Genomic DNA, 23,503 nt, shown 5'->3' on the forward strand with positions numbered 1-23,503 from the left:
GACCATGCAGTTGTTCATCAGTGTCCTGCGCCCCCTCGAGGAGGCTTCAGACGCCCGCGACCTCATCATCGTGGTCCCAGAGGACGCCGTGGTCGGCGATCTGGCCGCCGCCCTGGACCGCGCCCTGCCCGCCAGCGCACCGGGGCAGTCCCTCCGCCTGGTGGTCAGCGCCGGCGAACCGGTCGATGCCCCGCCATCGTCGCTATGGCACGGTCCCCGTCGCCTCGACCCGCAGGCCCCCATCGGCTCGGGCTCGATCCGCAATGGCATGCTGTTGGGGCTGGGCGCTGCCGTGCTCGACGACGTCGAGCCGGTCGGCGTCGTCGAGCTGCGCGTCATCGCAGGACGCGGGGCCGGCGCGGTCCACCGCCTGAGCCTGGGCGGCTACACCCTGGGCGGGCCCGAGGGGGACATCGCCCTGGAGGGCGAGGCCGGGCGGGAGAAGATCGCCGACCTGACGGTCTCCCAGGGCGGACAGGTATTCCTGAGCCCGGTGCCGGGCGTGGCCGAGCGCACGGTGCCGCTCCCGCTTCCGCGCCGTCGTCCTCTGCCCGGACCGCTTGTCCTGGCCGCCAAGGAGGACGAGAAGCCCTCCAAGCGGAGGCGCCGCCAGAAGCGCCGCAAGCGCAAGGGGAAGGCGCCGGAGCCGATTCTCAGCGGACGCGAGGTTCTGGAACCCGATGGCCAGCGCCACTTCCTGGAACTGGACCGACGCCCGCTCAAGGGCGCGACCTTCTGGCCGGAGAAGGCGGTCCTCACAGTGGGGGAGAGCCTGCTGGTCCTGAGCCCGGTGCCCGCCGCCGACGCCGTGACCTCACCCACCCCGGGTGCGCCGACGATCAACTTCAACCGTCCCCCGCGCCTGGCCCGCCCGATCCGGGTCACCAAGTTCACGCTGCCCCGTGAGCCCGAGCAGCCGCGCAAGCCGCCCTTCCCGTTCGCCATGATGCTCTCCCCGCTGGTCATGGGAGCCGGGATGTACCTGCTCACCAAGCGCATCTACTCGCTCTTGTTCATGGTGCTCTCACCGGTCATGATGATCGCCAACCAGATCCAGGGGCGCTCCTACAACAAGAAGACTTACAAGGACAACCTGCGCAAGTACGAGGATCAGCGGGATCAGGCCGAGGACGCGGCCTTCAAGGCGCTCACCGAGGAACGGGGGCTGCGGCGTTCGGACGCCCCGGACCCGGCCGAGCTCCTGCTGCGCGCCACCGGGCCGCGGGCGGAGCTGTGGGAGAGGCGCCCCGCCGACCCCGACTGGCTGGATCTGCGGGTGGGGGTGGCGGACCTGCCCAGCGACGTCGAGGTGGACGATCCCGCTCGCGCCAAGCACGAGGAGCCGCTGCGATGGACGGCCCCGGACGTTCCCGTGACCGTGCACCTGGGGGAGCTCGGCGTCGTCGGCGTGTGCGGGGACAGGTGCCACGAGGTGGCGACCTGGTTGGCGGCCCAGGCCGCGGTGCTGCACTCGCCGGCCGAGCTGCAGATGGTGCTCCTGGTGGAGCCGGTGCGCGGCGAGAACCCCGCGGGGCGCTGGGCTTGGGCGAGGTGGCTGCCGCACCTGCGCAACCTGGAGGGGACGGGAGCCCGGGCCCGGGTCGGCGTCGATGATGAGAGCGTCGGCCGCCGCATCAGCGAGCTCGCTGACCTGGTGCAACGGCGCCTGGAGGCCTCCGACAACCGCGGCAGCGGGCGCTCGGAGAACGAGCAGGTCCTGGTGGTGCTCGACGGCGGGCACGCCCTGCGACTGCGCCCGGGCCTCATCCCGGTGCTGCGCCGCGGCCCCGAAGTCGGTGTGCGCCTGGTGTGCATCGACCGGGAGCGCACGGCCCTGCCCGAGGAGTGCCGGGCCGTGGTGGCCACAGGGCCCGCCGCGCCGTCGGTCTCCCAGACCGACGTGGAGGAGGTGGAGCGGGTCACCCTGGACATGGTGCCGGACGGGTGGTGCGAGCGGGTGGCCCGCGCCCTGGCCCCGGTCCACGACGTCTCCGCCTCCGGGGCGGACTCCACGATCCCCACCGCCTCGCGGCTGCTGGACGTCCTGCCTATGCCCGAGCCGGGCTCCGACGCCGTCCTGGCGGCCTGGCAGCGGTGCAGCCGCACGACGCGGGCGGTCATCGGGGAGGACGCCGAAGGGGACTTCTGGCTGGACGTGCGCGCCGACGGTCCCCACGCCCTGGTGGCCGGGACGACCGGCTCGGGTAAGTCCGAGCTGCTGCAGACGCTCATCGCCTCGCTGTGCGTGGGCAACACGCCCGAGGCCATGACCTTCGTGCTCGTGGACTATAAGGGCGGGGCGGCCTTCAAGGACTGCGCGCGCCTGCCGCACACGGTGGGGATGGTCACCGACCTCGACGGACACTTGACCTCCCGGGCCCTGGAGTCGCTGGGCGCCGAGCTGCGCAGGCGCGAGCACCAGCTGGCCGGGGCCGATGCCAAGGACATCGAGGACTACGTGGCCGCCATGGCCCCGGGTGACGAGCCGATGCCGCGGCTGATGATCATCATCGACGAGTTCGCCGCACTGGTGTCCGAGCTGCCGGACTTCGTGACGGGCTTGGTGGATATCGCACGGCGCGGGCGATCCCTGGGGGTACACCTGGTGCTGGCCACGCAGCGGCCCGCTGGCGTGGTCTCGGCGGAGATCAAGTCGAACACGAACCTGCGCATCGCCCTGCGGGTCACGGATGAGAGCGACTCCCAGGACGTGATCGAGGCGGCCGCTTCGGCCTTCATCCCGCCGTCGATCCCGGGACGCGCCTACGCTCGGCTGGGGCACGCGAGCCTGCGCCAGTTCCAGTCCTCCCGGGTGGGGGGACGGCCGCGGGGCGCCCTGCCCCGGGCCGCGCTGCGCTCGGCGACCCTGACCCTGGACGAGCTTTCCCGGCCGGAGGAGGCGCCCCCGGAGGTGGAGGAGGACGCCGCGATCCCCACGGACCTGGCCACGCTCGTGGACGCCATGGGGGCCGCCTACCGGGCGATGGGCAAGGAGAAGCCGCACAGTCCGTGGCTGCCGCCGCTGCCCGGGCTGCTCACCCTGGATGAGGTGGAGCAGCGGATGGAGGAGCCCGGGGCGGACTCGCGCGCAGAGGGCTTCCTGCCGGCCCTGCCCCTGGGGCTGGAGGATCTGCCCGCAGAGCAGGATCAGCGGCCCATGACCTGGGACTACACGCGTGCCGGGCACCTGGGGATCGCTGGTGGCCCCAGGGCGGGGCGCTCCAGCGTCCTGCGGGGGATCGCGGTGGCGGTGGCTCGCGCGGCCTCGGCCGCGGAGGTCCACATGTACGGGATCGACGCCGGCAACGGGGCGCTGCTGCCGTGCCTGGCGTTGCCGCACGTGGGGGCGGTGACGACCCGCGACCAGCCGGACCGGGTCCGGCGCCTGCTGGGACTGCTGGGCCGGGAGGTGGCGCGCCGCCAGCAGCTGCTGGCCACCCAGGGCTTCGCCTCGCTGTCCGAGCAGCGGGCCAAGGCGGCCGAACCGGAGCGGCTGCCCTACCTGCTGCTGCTCATCGACCGATGGGACAACTTCACGGCCACCTTCGACAATGTCGATGGCGGGGCCGTCATCGAGGGCGTGGAGAGCCTCATGCGCGAGGGGCCCGCCGTGGGGTTGCGCGTGGTGGTCGCCGGGGACAGGACCGTGTTCCGGGGCCGGTTCGGGATGCTGTTGGAGGACCGGCTGCTGTTGCGGATGCCATCTCCGGACGACTTCGACCTGGTGGGCATGAGGGCACGCGAGGTGCCGCTGACCATGCCGCAGGGCCGGGCCTTCCGCAGCGGGCCCAGGCCCCGCGAGGTGCAGCTGGCGCTTCTGACGGCCGACGTCGACGGAACCGCCCAGGTGGAGGCGATCCAGGAGGCGGGGCGGCTCAGCCACAAGAAATGGGGAGAGATCCCCCGCGCGCTGTCCGCGGGCCACGTGGACGAGCTCCCGGTGGCGATCTCCGAGGAGAAGGCACTCGAGCTCGGGCCGCCGCTGGCGCCGGGGAATATCGCCCTGGCCGTGGGCGGCGACGACCTGGGGCTCATCCCCGTGTCCATGGACGAGATCGGCAACGGGGTGTTGGTGGCCGGGCCGCGGCGCTCCGGGCGCTCGACGGCGCTCATGTTCGGTGCGCAAAGGGCGCTGGACGGTGGGACGCGCGTGGTGCTGGTGCTGCCGCGGCGCTCGCCGCTGATCGCCCTGGAGAGACGTGACGGGGTCCTGGGACGGTTGGGTCTGGAGTCCAAGCCCGATGATCTCAAGGCTCTTTTGAAGGATGAGCCTGACAACACGCTCATTGTTATTGACGACTTTGAGATTATGGGAGGCGATCATGCTCTTGGGCCCGTGATTGAGGAGCATTTGAGGACGTGCCGGGATGCGAATGGCGGTGTCCTGGTGGGCTGCGGAATCGATGAGGTGGCGGGTATGTACCGGGGCGTGGTGGCCCAGGTGCGCAAGACCCGAACGGGTCTCATCTTGGCGCCCAGGTCTTCTGAGGATGGCTCGAACCTTTCGGCGAGGCTGCCGCGTTCCATCGGAGGTCCGGTTCCCAAGGGACGGGGCATCATGGTGACGGCCGGTGGCTGGTTGTGGGTGCAGGTGCCGAAAATCGATAGTTAATGAAAGGATAGAAATCAATGCTCCCCAATGATGCTTCTGATAAAAGTGGTGAGAAGAAGTTAGTTCCAAATAGAAAGATCAACGCAATTTCAAAAGTAAAAGCCAGAGTCGACCAAGCGGTAGAAGTTATAGCCAAAAACCCTCAACTGGGAGTCGGTTTACCTGGAGGAGGTTCTCAGCGCTCGAAGGGACACATTTCTAGTATAGGGCAGTTCACGGCGACACTGTCCGACGCGTGGTCGTCATCTGCCGCGAAAAAGGAGGCTGAAGAGATTGAGTCTAAAGTTGGTAAAGCTCGCGAAATTATCGTCTCCGTTCAGGATCAGGTCGCAAAAGCTCTTTCCGAAGAGCAGAATTTGAGGCCGGAGGTCGAGGAGGGTAGCGATGAATCATTGCCTAAGTGGGACGAGTAGTGCACGTACAGCAGCGCAGTGATCTGCTAAACCGCAAAAATATCGAGGAGCAAAAGAATGGTTTATGTAAGTCTGGATGTGGAAAAGCTTCTGAAGTTCGTGTCGTCATTGCAGGGCTGGGGAGATAAAGCGATGCAGGAAAGTGACGAGATCAAAAAACTTAACGAACATTGGGATCCTCCAGCCGTAAAGAGTATCGGATCGGATACAAACCCGGGCGACCCAACATCCGGAGATGCAAGTGGACTGGCATCAGTGCGATCACTAGGAGACTATCTAAGTAGAATTATTGCAACAGATCTCAAAAGGCGCTGCAAGGAAGCGCAGCAAATGAACTCTGACGGTATCTTGACCAAGACTCCCGAAGGTAGACTCACCTATTTTCTTCCAGATGACGCGGAGGATACGGCTGCTAACGTCGAAAAAAACAATACGGAAGCAGCGAAAAAGGCTAAACAACATGCCGAGGAGCTCGGAGATATCGATAGACCTGGAGGGCGCTCATCACGGGGGCGGCACCGCACGAGCGGGGAAATTATTGATGATATGGAAGAAAACAAAGACAATCCAGTGTACGGAAACGTATTTTTGAAAAGCATTCAGCCTGATAAATTTATACGCTTGTATAAAACTCAAAAGGTCATATACCCAAAGACTAAATCGATATTTTCCCACATTCTAGCGAGCGCTAGTCAAATTGAAGAGAATGGCCTTGATCTGGCTACGACATTCACTAACGGTCTCCAAATTGGTAACCCAAGTAATAGCGATCAGTTCGAGAACCTGGCCACACTGAATGAGATGCTTCACGATGAAACAACCAAGTTTGGTACAAATTTCCTGATAAATATGGGTGACAATACTAGATTTGCTTATCCCAAAGATGCGAGCAAATACCCTTCGCAAGAGTATCACTCGCCACTTAATTTTGATGTACATAATGGAGTACTAAGCGCCATGGGGCGTAACCCTGTAGCGGCTACGAAGTATCTATATGGAGTAGATCACAATGGAGTATATAATAAGGAATTAGCGAAAGCAAGATGGGGCGGACTTAAAAATCGAGAAACGCTCGATCAGGAAGACGCTACTTCTGCAATGAAGGCCGCGTCCACGCTTAGGACGGATAAGGATTATGGTGAACAGGCAACTAGAGTGACTGCGCTATCGTTGAAATATGCGGCAGATAATATTCCAAAATCGCAATATACTGATCAGGTTAAAAAGAATGTCTCCGTTATGGTTGCTAACTGCCCTGAGGAGGTTCATAATATTGCTAACGGTCAACAAATCAAATCGTCCCTGCAAATCCCGATGCCTGAAGGTTCGGAAGGTGCGGAAGCTCAGATGAAAGTTAACAGAAACACCATTTCAACTGTGATATATAACGTCATAGATAACAAAGATGCTGCAGTCACTATTTCGTCGGTAGTTGGCCACCATGCGATTGATAACAAAAGTAATATGGGTACCATTGACGGGTTGGAGGCTAAGTATAGAGAGGCTGGGGCAGATCTTGGTTACTTAGAACATATTGCTAACATGCGTTTTAATGATAATAAGGAGGACAAACAGAATGCTAAAAATACTTCGGATGCTGTTGGGGGGGCATTTCGAACAGTCATTGGCTCACTATTGCCGAAAGGCTTCGATATTGCATGGAGCATAGGAACTTCTATTGCTGATGCTGTGGACGCGAACAATCTTAAAGACAAAAATGGCAATAAGATTGATGTAGACAATGTTCCTCCTATCTCGAATGAGGAGTATCTAAAAAACCTAGCAATTACAGAAGCCGTCAATACCGGACTGATGAAAGCTGAACCAAACGTCTCAGTTCCGCAAACAATTAGCAAGGAAGAAGATGGGGTTGAAACTTCGACTGTAACTGTAAATATTACCGATAGTGAAGGTAGAGTCATCATACCAAACGAATATGATCCGACATATGGCGCTGCTCTCGATAGTTTTAAAACGAAGTTAGAAGGGTCGGAAAAAAAGTTGTCTAATGCTATTGATGACGTCGATGAGGGATCGGACGGTGCCAAGAAGAGGTTTGCTGCGGGGAATGATGTCAATGCTGGAGGGATCGTGATTTCAAAAGGAAGATAATGGTTGATGGGTTGCTGCGGTGAGAAGAGGAGTGCACGTCGGGGCTTGGCGTGATCCAACTGCACAAAGAATCCGTGCGGCGATGATGAAGGTGTCTAAGTTATTCCCATTAACGGCGAAGTCATGGCGTCGATGTCGTCTTCCAGCGCGATCGCCTTGTCATGGCAGGCTGTGGCTCGGGTCCTCAAGGACGTGGCCGGTCTCAGGGATTGGCGGTATATGTGTCACAGTCGGGCCACGATCCTGTCGCTGGCCGTGGTCGACGTGCCAGCCGGCTGTCGTACCTGAACGGCGGTCTGGGGGTGGTCGCAACGCTACCTACCTAACCGTCTTGCAGGCTCCACTTGCAAGATAGTCAGGTTCCGCTCATCAACTGGACCACTCGCCGCATACCTTAGATCCGGATACTTTTTCAGTGCTACGTGGGGCAGCGGGGGAGGGTAGCCCGATTATCGGCTGCCCGCCCTTATCTCCTCCAGTCGCCCAGGGCTCCTTCCAGGCAGCCCAGGGTCGCGTCGATGAGGCTGTGGCGCTGGTCGTCGGGGCAGCCTGCGTGCACCCAGCGCAGGCAGGCGTCGTCGAGGAAGCCGAGGTAGCCCCACAGGGCGAAGTCGTCGCGGTGGCCCCGGCTGCCGCCGACCACTTCCGCCAGTGCCGCCACCGCCGCCTCTCGCGCCTCCCGCCTGACCCGGGCTGCCTCGTCTCCCGGGTCGTGACCGGCCAGCACCTGGTAGGTCACCCAGCCGGGGGAGCGCTCGGCGATGAAGTCCAAGTAGGTCAGCACCGAGGTCCGCACCCGGTCCCGGGCCGACGATCCCTCCGGCAGGGCGTCGTCGGCCCGACGGGTGCGCTCGGCGAGCTCGTCGGTCGTGGACTGTGGTAGCTGGGTGTTGAGATTGGTCTTGTCCGGTGAAGTGTCGGTGCCATCGGCGACCCTTGTTTGCTCCAGCCGGGAGCGCTCCTGGCTGAGTCCGGCTCTCTGGTGCACCAGGAGAGCAGTGGTGATGGCGGGCGTCATCGGTCTGAGCCTGGTTGGCGCTTCAGTGCGCGATGAAGATGATTGCGGCGCTTTCCAGTTCAAAGGCGTGGTCGACGGACCTGGCTGCACAATCGTCGAGGGGAATGTCTTTTATCGCTTTCAACCACGGCTCGGCCGAGGCGCGCGACCCGACCGTCCCGGGGTGAAGTAAAGGGAACGCGTTACCAGATACGGGTGTTTCCGCGTGGCTTGCTAGTCGGGGGGAAGGGCCCCGAGCGGTCTCGTGGTAGCGGGTATTGAGCGGGTCGATCGCGTTATCCGTGTGCGAATGACACAGCGGGTCTCGGCGTCGTGCTCCGGGGAATGGCAGGAGCTTGCGCCCACGATGACTTCGACAGCTGCACGATCGTGGAACTGGGACAGCGTCTTACCGAGGTGCACACCTTTGGCGAAGCGGTCTTTGGCCGCGGCCCTCGGACGGGGGCCGAGCAGACCGGCCTGGAGGGACCTTACGATCGCGTCGTGATGCCTCCCGCCGGCATAAGCGGGGGCTGTTGTGGATCGGGCACGACGCACTGCCGACGACCGTCTGCCGCCCAATGATACTCGATCCGTCTCCCACAGGCCCTTTCGGGGCCGTCGCGGACCGTGATCAGCGCATCTCGGCGCCCTAGGTTTCCCTTAGTTCAGAGAACGTATCCATGAAAACCATGGCTTAGTCAGGAAGGTGCCCGGCTCTCCTCGGCGTGGAGAACACCCAGGGGTGGGCAAGAGGCCCCGTGCCCTCGGCACCGTCGTCGGCCCGAAGGACCCGGAATGTTGCCTCCCCCCGTTTCCACGCTCACGCCTATGACCGCGTGGAAACACACGCGATGGGGCGTGGCGCACCCGCCCGTGACGGACCTTTGAGCACAAGTGCATCGAGGAGGACCACCGGATGCGGCGGGTTCAACGCATCCGGTGGCATGCTCGCCCGCTGAAGCCGACCCGCCGGCCACCCTTCCTGCGCGAGTTCGGCTGATCGCATCCCTGCCAGGCACCGGGATGCCGTGGGAGTGCACGATGATCCTCCCCTGGGGCCAGGGCACATGCTTACGTGATAGTACGACCCGGTCGACGCCCCCGGGCTGCCGCTCCGGCTTGGGCACGATCACCGGATCGAACGAGCCATCCCAATCCCCGCAGGACCCGCCGGAGCGATCTCGATGAGTACGGTCATTGGCCCGCACCCCGTTGCGCACGTTCGTACCCGCTCGGGCGGGTACGTCCGGCGCGGGCGGGGCCGGTGGGAAGCTCCTGGATGTTTGATCGCAGGATGGGGAGAACTGCCTTTGACGGGGCGAGCGCGGGTGGCGACGATATTTGCGAGCAGTCCTCCAGGTACTCCGGAAGGTGAAGTTGTTGCGGTGGCACCGACTACCGCAACAACTTCGCCAGTGCCGTCACGGTGGCTTCGTGCATCTCGTGTCTTAACCGAGCTGATTTGTTCGGTTTGCGCCATGACAATTTGGGATGTCAAACCGACTGACGGGGTATGTGTGCCGGTATTGCTGCAGTGTTCATTGTTGGTTGTTCTGGAGAGGCGTGATGGTACTGTGAGGAGGGTGGGGCTGGAGTCTAAGCCTGATGATCTCAAGGGTCTTTTGAAGGATGAGCCTGAGAACACGCTCATTGTTATTGACGATTTCGAGATTATGGGAGGCGATCATGCTCTTGGGCCCGTGATTGAGGAGCATTTGAGGACGTGCCGGGATGCGAATGGCGGTGTCCTGGTGGGCTGCGGAATCGATGAGGTGGCGGGCATGTACCGGGGCGTGGTGGCCCAGGTGCGCAAGACCCGTACGGGTCTGATTCTGGCGCCGAGGTCTTCTGAGGATGGGACGTATCTGTCGGCGAGGTTGCCTCGTTCCACCGGGGGCGCGGTTCCCAAGGGCCGGGGCGTCATGGTGACGACGGCCGGCTGGTCCTGGGGAGTGACAAGCATATTCACAAAGTAAGGGGAATGTTGCCTGGAATATGTGAATGTGGGTGATCGTCATATCTCTAGAATAACTCCGCAAGTGCCGACAATCGACGAAGAGGACTGAAAGGAGAGTGCAACAAATAATAGTTCGTAACTGCTTGAATCGATGGGAGAATTTTAGGAAAATCAAAGTAGCCGTCGGTGTAGCGTTGTCGATTGAAATACGAGGGTAGGCAGGAATACTGCAGAAGTTGATAGAATCGGAGAAAATTAACGAAAACCTATTCTAAGAGTAACAGCGTCGACTATCAGCAGACCTCAGCCTCTGGCGTTTAATTCACATAAATGTTGATCTCGATGCGATATCTATGCATCTATAGAATTCTTCTTCGCGAGGATCAAACTATCTTATGAGTGCAACACCCGAACCAAAACCTCCCGAGTCTACTAGCTATTTTCCGTCGCCTGAACTACCGTCACGTGAAAATAGGAAGAAGGTCGCATTACGATATGTACTTGATTCGATTTCTGAAGCCGTACAGGATCTAGGAGCAGACTTTGTAGATACAGGAGCAGCGTCCCCATCCGAAAGTATTGTAAATGGTCTTGGCGGTGATGGGAGTGTGTGGAAGTCCACCCTAGCAGAAGAAATGCGCGCCGATATTACGGGAATAGTTAGAAAGATCACTTCATGTCTTTCTTCCGAAAAAGAGAAAGTCTCTGGTGAATGGAGTAATGAACCCGATCTCGTCGACGGTAATGACCCTAGAGGGAAATGGAGAACACAATGATCCATGTTTCTCTTGATCCCGAGGGCCTGCAGAGAGTAATTACTGGTCTCTCGAACTACGGGACTAAAGCACGGGAATGTCGCGAGTCCGTAAAGAATACTAACGACCGCAACGATTCTCCAACTGATCTCGCTTCCTCATTAGATATCATTTCAGGCTCAGCCGACGCCTTGGAAGACAAAGCCAAGGATCTCCAGGCTCGGCTAGATTCCGCCAAAGCGGCTAACGAAAGTGGAATTACGCCGATGGGAGCGGACGGGACAATTTCTTACGTAATCCCAGAAGGACTAAATGATACAGCTGATACTGTGCTTCGGTATAATCACGTCGAAATAGTTAATCAAGCTAGGGCGGATGCTGCTGCGCTTTATCAGGCGAAGAACTCTTTGAATGGACGTTCCGACGATGGGCGAACATTTAATGAAATTCTCGAAGGAATGAGTAGGCTGTGCGATAGTCCTATATATTCTGTGGGGCTGATAACCGTGCTAGGGAAACAATCTCCTCTCACGGAGGCAGATTTTAATAAGAGCGGATCTAAGCGATTTCTCGAGATTATGCAGATGGTTAATGAATCGCATATTCCTGAGATCTTGAGCCCGGGATTTGAAAACTTATCTCACGTCCTAGCTTCTGCCTCTCGAAGGGGAAATGGCGGAGCCGAGTTTGCAGAGGAAATTTATCAAGCTAGTAGCTCGGATTATGCGGCTCGACTTTCCCTTAATGCTGCTCTCTCTGAATGTTCGGCGCCTTTTGGCTCCGATTTCCTTACACATCTGGCTAGCGCGTATGAGAAGGATGACGCCAACAGGTTTAAACAGTACTCACAGTATATTAACCACACTGAGTATAATTGTGATGTGCTTGGAGGTGTCCTTCAAGCTATGGGAAAGAATCATGAAGCGGCAAGAAAATACTTAGGTGGTGAGGGAAGAATTGGTAGCGATGGAGGATGGATACCCAGTGACGAAATGAAGCAGCGATGGGAGCTACTGAAACATCGAGAATGGAATGCGGCCGGACGGACTGGTTTTACAGCCGCGATGGCTGGTGCAGTTCCGGATCGAAATCTTTCAAATGACCCTGGTGAGAAAGCTCGAGCGACCTGGGTGGCCGGCCAGTCTCTTGATTATAGCGCAAGTGTGAAAAAAGACGACTACACTGATGATATGAAAAGAAATCTTTCGGTTGTACTCGCGAACTGCAGAGAAGAGATACATAGTGTTGCCAACGGAAAGGGTACATTGGGGCTGAGTTTTCCCGGAAACCCCGATCCAGCGAATCCAGATAAATATGGTAGAAATACATTGGCGACGGTTCTGTATCGGGTAATGGATAATCAAGATGCTGCTACTACTATTTCCGCGGCTGTCTCAGACTATGCTTTGAATATAGTTCCCGATCCGGATAATATGGGTGGACTTAATGAAAAGTATATTTCCGCTGCGAATGATACGGCTTTTCTTAGAGACATCTCGAATCAGCGAGCAATAGATAACAATGCTACACAGAATGAAAAATACAAATTAGCTAATACGATCAGCTCTGTTGCTATAGCTGTAGGCGGGGTTGCTCTCGGGGTTGCTACTGATGGAGTTGCGGCTCCACTTGCATACGCTGGAACAACAGCACTTGTTAAGTCTCTGAGTGCAGATGTGGTGGGTAAAGAAATGGGAACGGACGTGTCAGTGCAACCGGAAGTTACCGATGCAGAGTATTTGGAGACCAGGCAGGTGACGGAAGCAGTCAACCGAGGCTTCGTAGCTGCCCCCGTCGATAGCCTATATGACAGTAGGGGGCAGCTAATCAGCCGAGAGGAATATGACAGAAGGAACGAGGATCCTTCTGAGAATTATAGCGGCATGAAGATCACCGATAAGAATGGTCATGTTGTTCAACCTGAGCGTTATAATGTTACCTTCCGTGACGGGGTCACTGAACTTAAGGATCAGATTAACAATCCTGAACTCAATCAAGGCGTGAAGGCCACTCGGGATGAGGCTGAGAATCTTAAGGAGCGCTTTGGTGAAAAGGCTAGAAGTCGAGGAATCGTTATTGATAAATCGTGAACCTTAGTCACGTAATAAAATGATCGGTCTCTGACTCGGGAGAATTTGAATGATCGCTACGTCGGACAACTTCCCCTCTTAAAGATGCAGGGCCAGTGTGGTCAGTCGAGCTCGGATACTTAACGCGGTGTTCGTGCCCGCTCTCACGCTCTCTGGTGTCGCGTGTTGTTAGTTGTTTTGTGGTTGGTGTTTAGGATGATGGGGGGTATGGCGAATAGGCCTGCTCCTGGACTGGTTCTGCGTGAGGGTGACCTGGAGGTGCTCGAGTCCTGGCTGCGTGCCACGACGGTGCCGGCTGGTTTGGTGCGGCGGGCGCGGATCGTGCTCCTGGCTGCTCAGGGGGTGGCTAACAGTCGGATCGCGCAGGCGGTGGGGGTCAGCGTCCCCACGGTGGTCTCCTGGCGGCGCCGTTACCAGGCCGGGGGTGTGCGGGGGCTGGAGGACGCGCCCCGCTCGGGGCGTCCCAGGCAGGTGCCTCGGGAGCGGGTCGTGGCCGCTACCTTGGCGCCACCTCCCAAGAGGTACGGGGTCACGCATTGGTCGAGCCGGCTGCTGGCCCGTCACCTGGGCATCGGCAACGCCACCGTGGCGCGGGTGTGGCGCAGCTATGGGATCCAGCCCTGGAGGTCGGGGACCTTCAAGTACTCCACCGATCCCGAGCTGGTCGCCAAGGTCACCGACGTGGTGGGCCTGTACCTGGCACCCCCGGACAACGCCGTGGTGCTGTGCGTCGACGAGAAGTCCCAGATCCAGGCCCTGGACCGCACCGCCCCGATGCTGCCCATGGCGCCGGGCAGGATCGAGCGGCGCACCCACGACTACACCCGGCACGCCACCTCCACCCTGTTCGCCGCCCTGGAGGTCGCCACCGGCCGCGTCACAGCCGCCTGCAAGCCCCGCCACCGCAGTACCGAGCTGCTCGTCTTCCTGCGCCAGGTCACGCGCGCCTACCCCGACGACGAGCTGCACCTGGTGATGGACAACTACGCAACCCACAAGACCCCCGAGGTGCGCGCCTGGCTGGAGGCCAACCCTCGCGTCCACGTCCACTTCACCCCCACCAGCGCCTCCTGGCTCAACATGGTCGAGATCTTCTTCTCCGTCATCGACCGTGCGGCCATCCGCCGAGGAGTCTTCACCTCCGTCAAGGACCTCAACACCAAGATCCGCGCCTTCATCAACGGCTGGAACCAGCGCTGCCACCCATTCACCTGGACCAAGACCCCCGATGAGACCCTCACCAAATGCCAACCAAAAACAAACTAACAACACAAGACACTAGTGCGTGGCCAATCCTCAGGGGTGGGCGCGGAGGGGCTTACCCCTGTTGTTTGGACGCGCTGATTTCCGGCCTTTGGGATGGTGAGAGCGGGATGGTCTGAGCATGGCTAGGAAGAGCCATTCCGAGGAGCCTGCGGCATGAAGTGATGAACCTCTATGAGCCGATGCCGGGAGAGGTCTATATGGTGTATCAAGCGGCTGCGGGGAGTTGTGTCGATGTCTGCGGATCGTAGGCACTTCCCGTGATCGGCCAGCGCGCGGCCGGTTGAGAGCACGACCTGATTGTTCCCCTCCAGCCAGCGCTTCGGCTTGGACACGAACACCAGCTCGAACGTATAATTCCGATCCCTTCCGGGCCTCGATCTCCATCGGGCTGATCTTGGTGAGCATGGTCATCGGCCTGCGCTCCGTTGCACGTATTCGTGCCTGTAGGGGCGGCCTTGCTCATGACCGAGGTGCTCGGTCATCGCCGCTTCCAAGGCTGTTTCGAGCACGTCGCTGGTGAGCAACCGCCCGCGCGACTCCCCTGATCAATGACCCCTCCAGGCGCAGGACCGATCATCGTCTCATCCACCGTCCCCGGTCGTGCCAGACACAGCCGTCTCCTCCCGGATCAGACCGACTTACAGCCCCTCTCCCGACAGGCATAGCCCCCGTTCGTACCCGTGGAGACTAACGTTCCCGGCGCAGATGGGGGTTGTCGGGAGCTGCGAGACGCCTGTTTGCGGGATGGGGAGAACTCCCATTGACGTGGTCGAGCGCGGGTGACCACGATGTTCGTGAACATTCCTTCATATGTTCTCGGAAGGTGGATCCATCGCAGTGGCCTCGGTTGCTGTGGTCGGCTTCCGCCACGGTCGCTTCACGCGTCTAACGTCTCATCCGAGTCGCCTTGATCGGCTTGCGCTACGGCAGTTTGGGAGGCCAGACCGACTGCTGCAGTGCGAGATCGATGAAGTAACGGGCATTACTGGCGAATGGCGAAGACTCGTACGGGACTCATTCTGGCACTGAGGTTCTCCGAGGATGGAACATATCCGTCGGTGAGGTATTTGCGCTCCACCGGAGTGCGGCCTTAAAGGGACTGGACGCGATGGTGACGGTAGACGGCCGGTCCTGAATACGGACACCGAAAATCGACTAAAAGAGAGAAGGTTACCAGTAATATAACAAGAGCGACTCTTGCTGATATAACTCAACGAAAGTTATTTGCGAGCGCAGTTATCTCCGATGCTCATTCAATTTAAAGGAGAGTGATTTCTATCTCGTGAATTAGCGTCAATCACTCAAATGTTGATTGGCGCAAGCACAGAATGTAGCGACATGAACGATTGGATTCCTGGAACTCGATCTTGTAAGGGGTAAAGCGCATCGTGAGTGAACCAGAACCTTATCCGACACCGGGGCCAGCTCCCTATGAACTGCCAAATGACAAGTCGCAAGCTGTTAATAAGAAGAAACTGGCACTGCGATATGTTCTAGATACGATTGAAAAAGCTGCGACGGAGTTAGAGGCAGATTTTGCTGCCGCCGGAAAGAAATCCCCATCTGAAAGCCTTACAGATGGTCTCGGTGGTAGCGGTAGTGCATGGAAATCGACACTTGCCGACCAGTTGCGCACCGATTTTTCTGGTGTGATCAGCGATATTTGTTCGTGCATCTCTTCAGAAGAAGGGAAAGTTAGATCTGAATGGAATAGCGAGCCTCAGTTTGTCGACAAAACCGATCCTAGAGCAGAATGGGGTAAGCGATGACTTACATTTCACTCGATCCTAAGCGACTGCAGCATCTAATCACCAATCTCACCCGCTATGCGACTAGTTCATATAAACAGCGTGGATACGTGAAGCATGCCAACGAACTTCAATGTTATCCGACGGATCTCACTCAATTTCATAACAGAATTTCAAGCGCAGTCGGTTTCTTGGAAGAAAAAACCAAGGAACTCCAAGCTCGTCTGGATTCAGCTAAAGCCGCCAATGAAAGCGGTATCACCCCGATGGGGGCGAACGGGATGATTTCTTACTTCATTCCTGATGGCGAGGACGACACGATTAAAAACGCACTCAAGCACAATCATGTGGAAACGGTCAAACAAGCCAGGGCGGATGCTCAGAACCTCAAAGACTATTCCTTTCCACGTACTAGAAAGAAGTTTAGTCGCCCTAATGAGAGAATGCCTTCCGACGTAGAATGGAAGAGTCTGATTAAGAGAATGAAAGCCAATCAGGACGATCCTGTGTACGCCAATGCGTTTATAGCTAACATCAGTCCGAAGATTCTACGCGACATTCCTGTTGATCGTTTCAAAGACCGAGACGCCAGGAAGATGGACGTCGTCCCTATAAAAGGATTATCGCAGCGACAGAGAAATGAGGCTACAGGTGTGCTCGGACCGCTTATCTCTACGGCTTCTAATACCTGGTCAAAAAGCAAAGCAAAGGATTATGCCGACCGACTTACTGAGGGTATAGATGGAAGAGGTGTGCTGGGCATTAATAAGATCTTCTTGTCGTCGCGAAATGTTGATATTGATGGGGATGGAAAGAAAGAGCGAGTTGGCTTAAAATATAACGATACTATGCTGGCAGCTGTCGCAAAAAAACTTGAACATTGGGATGGTTCTTCCGATCAATGGCGCCTATCGCCTGGAGGCAAGATATTTGGTATTGTCCATGCCATGACTGGAAACACTAGTGCCGCTACAAAGTGGCTTGCGGTAAGGAAGTCTAGTAGCGGCGGCAAAGGGTCTGAAGGCGAAGTGGACGCTGAAAAGACAGCGGCCCGCACCAAGAAACTTGTCGAACAAAGTTCCATCGGGGATAACCAATGGACGGATGACTGGACGCTACTTGCAGCTCAGCAAGCAGTTTCAAGTAGCGATGCTCCCTCTCATGGAGCTGCTCAGGCTGGAATCGTGTCGGGTGCCCTTAATGCTATTGGAGAAGATGATGTTAAAATTGAGCTGTCGGATAAGGCGAGAAACGCTGCCTCCATCGCTATGTCGGCATATCCCTATGGTGTACAGCGGTCGGCTGAAACAGACGCTCCTCAATCGATGGTATCTGGCGAAATGGGTAAGTATGGCTGGTCGAAGAATCTGCCCCGGCAACCATTACTGACAAACAAGGCACTCACCAACGTCCTTGGACAGATCGGCCAGAATGATTCAGCGCTTGCCCGCCTAACCGGATCTCAAGAGGCATTCAACAAAATGCAGATAAGTCCCGGAAATGTTCCTCAAGGGAACAGTCAGTATCTCAGTAGCACTTTAACATCGCAAAGTAGTATGCGGGGGTTCATGCAAGGGGCGATTGCTAGGCAAACAGAGATCTATAAGGCGGACGCCGATGCAAGAACGGCTGCCTGGGCTAACGTGGCATCGATGGCAGTTGGCGGTATTCCAGTACCGGGATTTAATCAGTTGGGCAAAACTCTTGAGATCGGCTCCAAATTCGCGGCGAACGTGGGCAAGAGTGCTGCCTCCGAAGGAGCCAAGAATGGGATAACTAAACTGTATGGCAGTCATCAACTGAAAGCCAAGGATAAGAATTCGGCGCTAAAGGCCGCCGGAGTGAACGCCAATCGGCAAGTCTCGGGGATGGCGCTTCTTAAAAGCGGACTGTACTCTCAAGATGAACTGAAGGCCGTGGCCAAGATTCCAGGAGTTGATGTAGGTGAAGTGCTGACGCCGGACGGCGAATTAAAAGTCCACACAGGGGGGCCGTTGAAAGGAACTCAGTCGGAGGCGCTTATCCAGGTGGTCAAAAACTTGCCGGCAGAGAATCATGGGGCACTGAATAACGTCGATAAGAACATGTCTGATTCATACGAGTCTGCGTACGATGCGGCGCATGAGCAGCCGTACTGACGGCGAAGACAATCAGACGAAGACGATCAGTCATCTGAGCCACAAACGCGTACAGCGGTACGGCTGCCCGTAGTGCACGCACGCTCCTACGCTCTCCAGTCGCCCAGGGCTCCCTCCAGGCAGCCCAGGGCGGCATCGATGAGGCTGTGGCGCTGGTCGTCAGGGCAACCGGCGCGCACCCAGCGTAGGCAAGCGTCGTCGAGGAAGCCCAGGTAGCCCCAGAAGGCGAAGTCGTCGCGGTGGCCCCGGCTGCCGCCGACGACCTCCGCCAGTGCCCTCACGGCTGCCTCGCGCGCCTCCTGCCTCACCCGGGCAGCCTCACCGGGCTCGTGCCCGGCCAGAATCTGGTAGGCCATCCACCCGGGGGAGCGCTCGGCGATGAAGTCCAGGTAGGTCAGCACCGAGGCCCGCACCCGGTCCCGGGCCGACGACCCCTCCGGCAGGGCGGCGTCGGCCTGACGGGTGCGCTCGGCGAGCTCGTCGACGGCGCCCTGGAGCACCTGGGCGTAGATGCCGGCCTTTCCCACGAAGTACTTGTGCACCAGTGCCTCGGAGGCCTGCGCCTCCTCGGCGATCTCGGCCAGCGAGACCTCCTCGTAGGGGCGGCTCGCGAAGGCGCGACTCGCGGCGGACAGGATGAGCTCGCGGCGCTCGGCGGGGTCCATACGCAGGCGTGGGCGCTTGTCGGTGCGGGACGGCATCTTGACATGCTATCGGGTCCGGCGGCACCCTTAGAGGCATGACTAGTGAGTCAACTGGAATAAGCCGCCCTGCAACCCCTGCCTGGATCGATCACGCCATCTGGTGGCAGGTCTATCCCCTCGGCGCCACCGGCGCCCCCATCCGCCCCGAACCCGGCGAGCCGCTGACCGAGCCCGGCGCCCCCGCGCGCCTGGACCGCCTGGAGCCCTGGCTCGACTACGCCGTCGAGCTCGGCGCCAACGGCCTGTCCCTCGGCCCCATCTTCGCCTCATCCACTCACGGCTATGACACCACCGACCACCTGCGCGTCGACCCCCGCCTGGGGGACGACGCCGCCTTCGACCGCCTCGCCGAGGGCTGCCGCGCCCGCGGCCTTGCCCTCATGCTCGACGGCGTCCTCGGGCACGTCGGCACCGAGCACCCCCTCTTCCAATCCGCCCGCGCCGGGGGAGAGGAGCGCAGCCTCTTCCACTTCGACGACGCGGCCGGCGGGGAGGACCACGGGCAGGCCGGACCCGGCTACGCCACCTTCGAGGGCCACGAGGCCCTGCCCGCCCTCAACCACGGCTCCACCGAGGTGCGCGACCTGGCCGTGCGGGTCCTGATCCACTGGCTCAACCGCGGCGCGAACGCTTGGCGCCTGGACGCCGCCTACGGCATCGACCCCGCCTTTTGGGCGAGCGTCCTGCCCGCCGTGCGCGAGCACCACCCCGACGCCTGGTTCATGGGTGAGGTCATCCACGGCGACTACGCCGGATTCGTGGAGGCCTCCACCGTTGACACCGTCACCCAGTACGAGCTGTGGAAGGCCACCTGGAGCTCGCTGGCCGACGTCAACTTCTACGAGCTCGACTGGTGCCTGAAGCGCCACAACGAGCTGCTGGATCGCTTCATCCCGGCCACCTTCGTCGGCAACCACGACGTCACCCGCATCGCCAGCAAGGTCGGGGCCGCCAAGGCCGCGCTCGCCGTCGTCCTGCTCATGACCGTCGGCGGCGTGCCCAGCGTCTACTACGGGGACGAGCAGGCCTTCCGGGGGGTGAAGACCGAGACCCTCGGCGGCGACGACGAGGTCCGCCCCGCCCTGCCGGCCGCGCCGTCCGAGCTCGCGCCGCAGGGCGCCTGGATGCTGCGACTCCACCAGGACCTCATCGGACTGCGGCGGCGCCACCCCTGGCTGGTGCGCGCCCGCACCGAGGTCACCGAACTGGACAACCCGCGGCTGGCCTACGACGCCGTGGGTGAGCAGGGCCAGAGGCTGCACGTGAGCCTGACCCTGGATCCGGCCCCCCGAGCCGAGGTCCGCGCCCCCGGCGAGGCTCCGATCATCGTCGAGCCGCCCGCGGAGTGACCCCGTCCGGTCTCCGTCTCCCCTGTGCCGAGCCGGGCGGATTTCGCGTAGCCGGGCAGAATTTCTGTAGGGCTATGCGAGAAATGACCAGTTCGACGCCCCGCCGCGCAGGATGTCCCCGTCGGTGCGGCCTCAGACGTCGGTGGGGTCGGGACAAGCGGTGCGGAACCGGCGTCGGTAGGCCGACGGCGTCGTGCCGAGCGCCCGGGCGAAAACCTGCCGCAAGGTAATGGCGCTGCCGAAGCCGCAGGTCGTGGCCACCTGCTCGACCGCCAGGTCCGTGCTCTCCAGCAGGCGCTGCGCTTCGCGCACACGCTGGGCGCGCACCCAGGCGGCCGGCGCCGCGCCGGTCGTCTCCCGGAAGATGCGGATGAAGGAACGGGTGCTCATCTGCGCCGTTCTCGCCAGTCGCTCCACCGGCAGCGGCTCGCCCAGGTGCTCCAGCGCCCAGGTAGCGGTGCGGCCGATCGGGTCGTCATCCGGGCGCTGCGGCACCGGATGCTCGATGTATTGGGCCTGGCCGCCCTCCCGGTGCGGCGCGATGACAAGCTGGCGTGCGACCTCGTTGGCCGCCTGCGCCCCCAACCGTGTACGCACCAGGTGGAGGCAGGCGTCCAGGCCCGACGCCGCACCCGCCGAGGTCAGGACGTCGCCGTGATCCACGTACAGGACCGACTCGTCCAGCGTGATCTCCGGGTGCTCGCGCGCCAGCGGTTCGAAAGCCCGCCAGTGCGTCACGGCCCGGCGCCCGCCGATGAGACCGGCCTCGGCCAGCGGAAGCGCCCCCAGGCACAGGCCGACGATGCCAGCGCCCCGAGCGTGCGCCGCCTCCAGCAGCGAGCACAGGCCTCGTCCTGCGGGGCGCCCGTCAGCGAACCACGCCGGTACCACGACGACGTCGGCCTCCCTTGCCAGGTCTGGACCGCCCAGACCGCCGAGGACGTAGCCCTCCGAGGTGCGAATAGAAGCGGAGAACGACGATGGGGCGGACGGCATCGGGCTCGTGCTCTCCGTATAGTCCGCAGTGCTCCCGGCGGGCGCCGTCTGCCCTGAATCGAGGGTGAACAGTGAGACCCGCCAGTCGGCCAGACCCATTTGTTGCACGGTTCTGAAAACTATCTGGGGGATCGACAGGTGGAACATGGTGATGCCGTCGAAGGCGTAGACGGCGATGTGCATACGGCCTCCCTGGGCGATCTCGGTCCGGCTCGACGTCGGGCACGCTTCGAGCCGATTGGCGTGAATTCATCGGTGAATAGCATATGCGCCACTGGTGGGTGATGCTCTGTCCTCGCATCCTGAGCGGGACAATGTAATCGCCGCGCCGACGCGCGTACTTCTGGAGGCACTGTGCCCGCTTCACAGGACGAATCCCGACAGACCCTTCAACCCCTTCACGCCGGGTCACGGCCGCGGCCCGGGTCCCAGACCAAGATCCCGTCGGGTCCTCGCCGGGCTCTCGTCCTCGTCGACGTGCAGAACGAGTACGCCCGCCTGCCGCTGCGCATCCGCTACCCGCGCCTGGGCGACTGCCTGGAGCGGATCGAGCGAGTGCTCGACGCCGCCGAGAACGCCGGACTCCCAGTGGTCTGCGTGCAGCACGCCGGCCGGCCCGGCGGTGCGATCTTCGACCCCGAAGGAAAAGGCTTCGCGCTCTGCCCGAGCATCGAGCGCAGGCGAACCCCGCAGTGGAAGCGTGTCATTAAGCACCGCGGTTCGATCTACGCGGACACGGACCTGGCGGCGTGGCTGAGTGAGCGGGGCGTCGACACTGTGACGCTCGTCGGATTCATAGCGAATAACTGCATCCTGGCCTCGGCGGCCTGGGGTGAGACGATCGGCCTGACGACGGAGGTGCTCTCCGACGCCGTCGGCACCATCAACCTGCGCAACCGCGCCGGAAAGGCGAATGCTCGCACGGTGCACACCACGCTCATGGCGCTGCTGCACTCCAACTGGGCGGCGGTGGCCACCACCGATGACTGGTGCCGGGCGCTGACTCGTGACGAGCCGCTGCCGCGCAGCAACCTCGTCGTCTCCGCGATCGCGCCATTGTGATGCATCGCTTCTTCCCGCCCCCGCCCCCGCCCGTCGGCCGGGAGGAGACGGAGAAGTGGCCCGGGCCGGCCTTGACCCTCACGTAGCGTGAGGAATGAGGCTGCGCGCATGAGCACCTTCAACGCATTCGAGATGAGTCCGGTCCCCACACCCAGCGAGGACGCCCAGCCGCCCGAGCCCTTCCACGGCATCTACGGGATGCCGATGTTCGTCACCGTTCCGACGTCGGACCTGGACGCCTCGGTGGACTTCTGGACGGAGGCGCTCGGCTTCTTCCCCCTGTTCAGCATTCCCGGCCGGCTCGTGCATCTGCGCCGCTGGGCCTTCCAGGACGTCCTTCTGGTGCCGGCCCCGCAGGAGCCCTCCCCGGTCCCTGGCCCCGCGATGAGCGTCAGCTTCGCCTGCGTCCTGTCCCAGATCGACGAGATCGCCGCGGCCTGCGAGCAGCGCCGACCGGGCAGCGTCACCGGCCCTCGCATCACGCCGTGGAACTCCTCCGAGGTCGAGGTCACCACCCCCGAGGGCGTGCGCGTCGTCCTCACCGCCGCCAGGCCCCTGGACCCTGACAGCGAGCAGGCCGACAACTTGCGGCGCGTCGGCATCGAGGTGCCCGAGGCCTGACCGCTGCCGTCTCACCCCTGTCGCAGCCGGAGGCATTCAACGCGTGGAATGCCTCCGGCCGGAAGATGGCGCGGGGTCAGGGCGCGGGATGGAAACGCGCGCCGGCGGACGGATCGGCCAGCCATGCCAGCGCCGCCTCAATGCGCCCGGGAGTCGAGCTCAGCAGTGGCTCGGGCAGCGCGTCGGGTTCGAACCAGCCCACGTGCGTCGACTCGTCGTCGGCCACATGGGCCCGGGCCGCGGTGCCGGGCCGCGCCCGCCCCACGAAGTTGATGTCCATGAACACGCAGTTGTCCCCGTTGGGGAAGGCGAAGGGCTCGCCCGCGGTCACGTCCGTGAGCGCCAGCACCTCCACGTCCACGCCGGTCTCCTCCAGGCACTCGCGCCGGATCGCCACCGCGGGCTGTTCGCCGGGCTCGGGGATGCCGGAGACGACCGCCCACCTCCCGTTGTCTGCCCGCCGTCCCAGCAGGAGCCGGCCGGCCTCGTCGACGACGACGATGCTCACCCCCGGCAGCCACAGCATGTCGTGCCCGATCTTCTGCCGCAGGGAGACGATGAACTCAGGAGTTGCCATGCCGCGAGCCTAGACGATCGCTCGCCACGGATGAGCCCGGCAGGCGCGGGGTGCTTGCACGCACTCAGCACAACAAAATCTTCATAAACGACACGGCTCCGCG

Annotated in this window: 15 protein-coding genes and 1 pseudogene; 12 read left to right on the forward strand and 4 right to left on the reverse strand. The window is 60.9% G+C overall.

The window, feature by feature from the left end; translation table 11 throughout:
• Window positions 1-4: 4 nt before the first annotated feature.
• From FK256_RS00775 to FK256_RS00785, 3 genes are read left to right on the forward strand one after another with little or no spacing between them, the layout of a single operon-like run.
• Window positions 5-4,612 carry an FtsK/SpoIIIE domain-containing protein gene (locus FK256_RS00775; protein ID WP_141423342.1) on the forward strand — a complete coding sequence of 1,536 codons (4,608 nt, stop codon included), beginning with the start codon at window positions 5-7 and terminating at the stop codon, window positions 4,610-4,612.
• 17 nt (window positions 4,613-4,629) lie between these two features.
• Complete coding sequence (locus FK256_RS00780; protein WP_141423343.1) at window positions 4,630-5,025, forward strand: hypothetical protein; 396 nt, start codon at window positions 4,630-4,632, stop codon at window positions 5,023-5,025.
• A 57-nt stretch (window positions 5,026-5,082) separates the two neighbouring features.
• Entirely contained in the window at window positions 5,083-7,137 is a 2,055-nt protein-coding gene (locus FK256_RS00785) for a DUF6571 family protein (RefSeq protein ID WP_141423344.1), read from the forward strand.
• 466 nt (window positions 7,138-7,603) lie between these two features.
• On the opposite strand, the gene FK256_RS00790 is transcribed toward FK256_RS00785, so the two are convergent.
• On the reverse strand, window positions 7,604-8,155 hold the full coding sequence (locus FK256_RS00790) for a TetR/AcrR family transcriptional regulator (protein WP_141423345.1): 552 nt from the start codon (window positions 8,153-8,155) through the stop codon (window positions 7,604-7,606).
• A 1,526-nt stretch (window positions 8,156-9,681) separates the two neighbouring features.
• Here FK256_RS00790 and FK256_RS00795 point away from each other — a divergent pair.
• The 6 genes and pseudogenes from FK256_RS00795 to FK256_RS00820 all read left to right on the forward strand — a co-directional run bounded on the left by FK256_RS00795 (window position 9,682) and on the right by FK256_RS00820 (window position 18,091).
• Window positions 9,682-10,113, forward strand: a complete 432-nt coding sequence (locus tag FK256_RS00795) for a hypothetical protein (protein WP_141423346.1) — start codon at window positions 9,682-9,684, stop codon at window positions 10,111-10,113.
• A gap of 376 nt (window positions 10,114-10,489) precedes the next feature.
• Window positions 10,490-10,870, forward strand: a complete 381-nt coding sequence (locus FK256_RS00800; protein WP_141423347.1) for a hypothetical protein — start codon at window positions 10,490-10,492, stop codon at window positions 10,868-10,870.
• Complete coding sequence (locus FK256_RS00805) at window positions 10,867-12,939, forward strand: DUF6571 family protein (protein ID WP_141423348.1); 2,073 nt, start codon at window positions 10,867-10,869, stop codon at window positions 12,937-12,939. The genes FK256_RS00800 and FK256_RS00805 overlap by 4 nt, the downstream gene beginning before the upstream one ends.
• A gap of 207 nt (window positions 12,940-13,146) precedes the next feature.
• Window positions 13,147-14,221, forward strand: a pseudogene (locus FK256_RS00810) (IS630 family transposase).
• 1,372 nt (window positions 14,222-15,593) lie between these two features.
• Window positions 15,594-15,974: a hypothetical protein gene (locus tag FK256_RS00815; RefSeq protein ID WP_141423350.1), complete on the forward strand. Its 381-nt coding sequence runs from the start codon at window positions 15,594-15,596 to the stop codon at window positions 15,972-15,974.
• Window positions 15,971-18,091 (forward strand): DUF6571 family protein, encoded by a 2,121-nt coding sequence (locus FK256_RS00820; protein WP_141423351.1) that lies wholly within the window; start codon window positions 15,971-15,973, stop codon window positions 18,089-18,091. The genes FK256_RS00815 and FK256_RS00820 overlap by 4 nt, the downstream gene beginning before the upstream one ends.
• Before the next feature lie 86 nt (window positions 18,092-18,177).
• Here the strand turns inward: FK256_RS00820 and FK256_RS00825 are convergent, their stop codons facing one another.
• Window positions 18,178-18,792, reverse strand: coding sequence for a TetR/AcrR family transcriptional regulator (locus FK256_RS00825; RefSeq protein WP_141423352.1), 615 nt, complete (start codon window positions 18,790-18,792; stop codon window positions 18,178-18,180).
• Window positions 18,793-18,830: 38 nt separating this feature from the next.
• Here FK256_RS00825 and FK256_RS00830 point away from each other — a divergent pair, with 38 nt between their 5' ends.
• Window positions 18,831-20,144 (forward strand): alpha-amylase family protein, encoded by a 1,314-nt coding sequence (locus FK256_RS00830; RefSeq protein ID WP_009233804.1) that lies wholly within the window; start codon window positions 18,831-18,833, stop codon window positions 20,142-20,144.
• A gap of 132 nt (window positions 20,145-20,276) precedes the next feature.
• Here the strand turns inward: FK256_RS00830 and FK256_RS00835 are convergent, their stop codons facing one another.
• Window positions 20,277-21,323 (reverse strand): GlxA family transcriptional regulator, encoded by a 1,047-nt coding sequence (locus FK256_RS00835; protein WP_141423353.1) that lies wholly within the window; start codon window positions 21,321-21,323, stop codon window positions 20,277-20,279.
• A 255-nt stretch (window positions 21,324-21,578) separates the two neighbouring features.
• Here FK256_RS00835 and FK256_RS00840 point away from each other — a divergent pair, with 255 nt between their 5' ends.
• Window positions 21,579-22,202 (forward strand): isochorismatase family protein, encoded by a 624-nt coding sequence (locus FK256_RS00840; RefSeq protein ID WP_141423608.1) that lies wholly within the window; start codon window positions 21,579-21,581, stop codon window positions 22,200-22,202.
• A 108-nt stretch (window positions 22,203-22,310) separates the two neighbouring features.
• Window positions 22,311-22,823 carry a VOC family protein gene (locus FK256_RS00845; RefSeq protein ID WP_141423354.1) on the forward strand — a complete coding sequence of 171 codons (513 nt, stop codon included), beginning with the start codon at window positions 22,311-22,313 and terminating at the stop codon, window positions 22,821-22,823.
• Between the two features lie 76 nt (window positions 22,824-22,899).
• Here the strand turns inward: FK256_RS00845 and FK256_RS00850 are convergent, their stop codons facing one another.
• Window positions 22,900-23,400, reverse strand: coding sequence for an NUDIX hydrolase (locus FK256_RS00850; RefSeq protein WP_021604747.1), 501 nt, complete (start codon window positions 23,398-23,400; stop codon window positions 22,900-22,902).
• Window positions 23,401-23,503 lie beyond the last annotated feature (103 nt).

The sequence above is a fragment of the Actinomyces johnsonii genome (genome assembly GCF_006546835.1).
In the GTDB taxonomy this organism is placed as follows: domain Bacteria; phylum Actinomycetota; class Actinomycetes; order Actinomycetales; family Actinomycetaceae; genus Actinomyces; species Actinomyces johnsonii.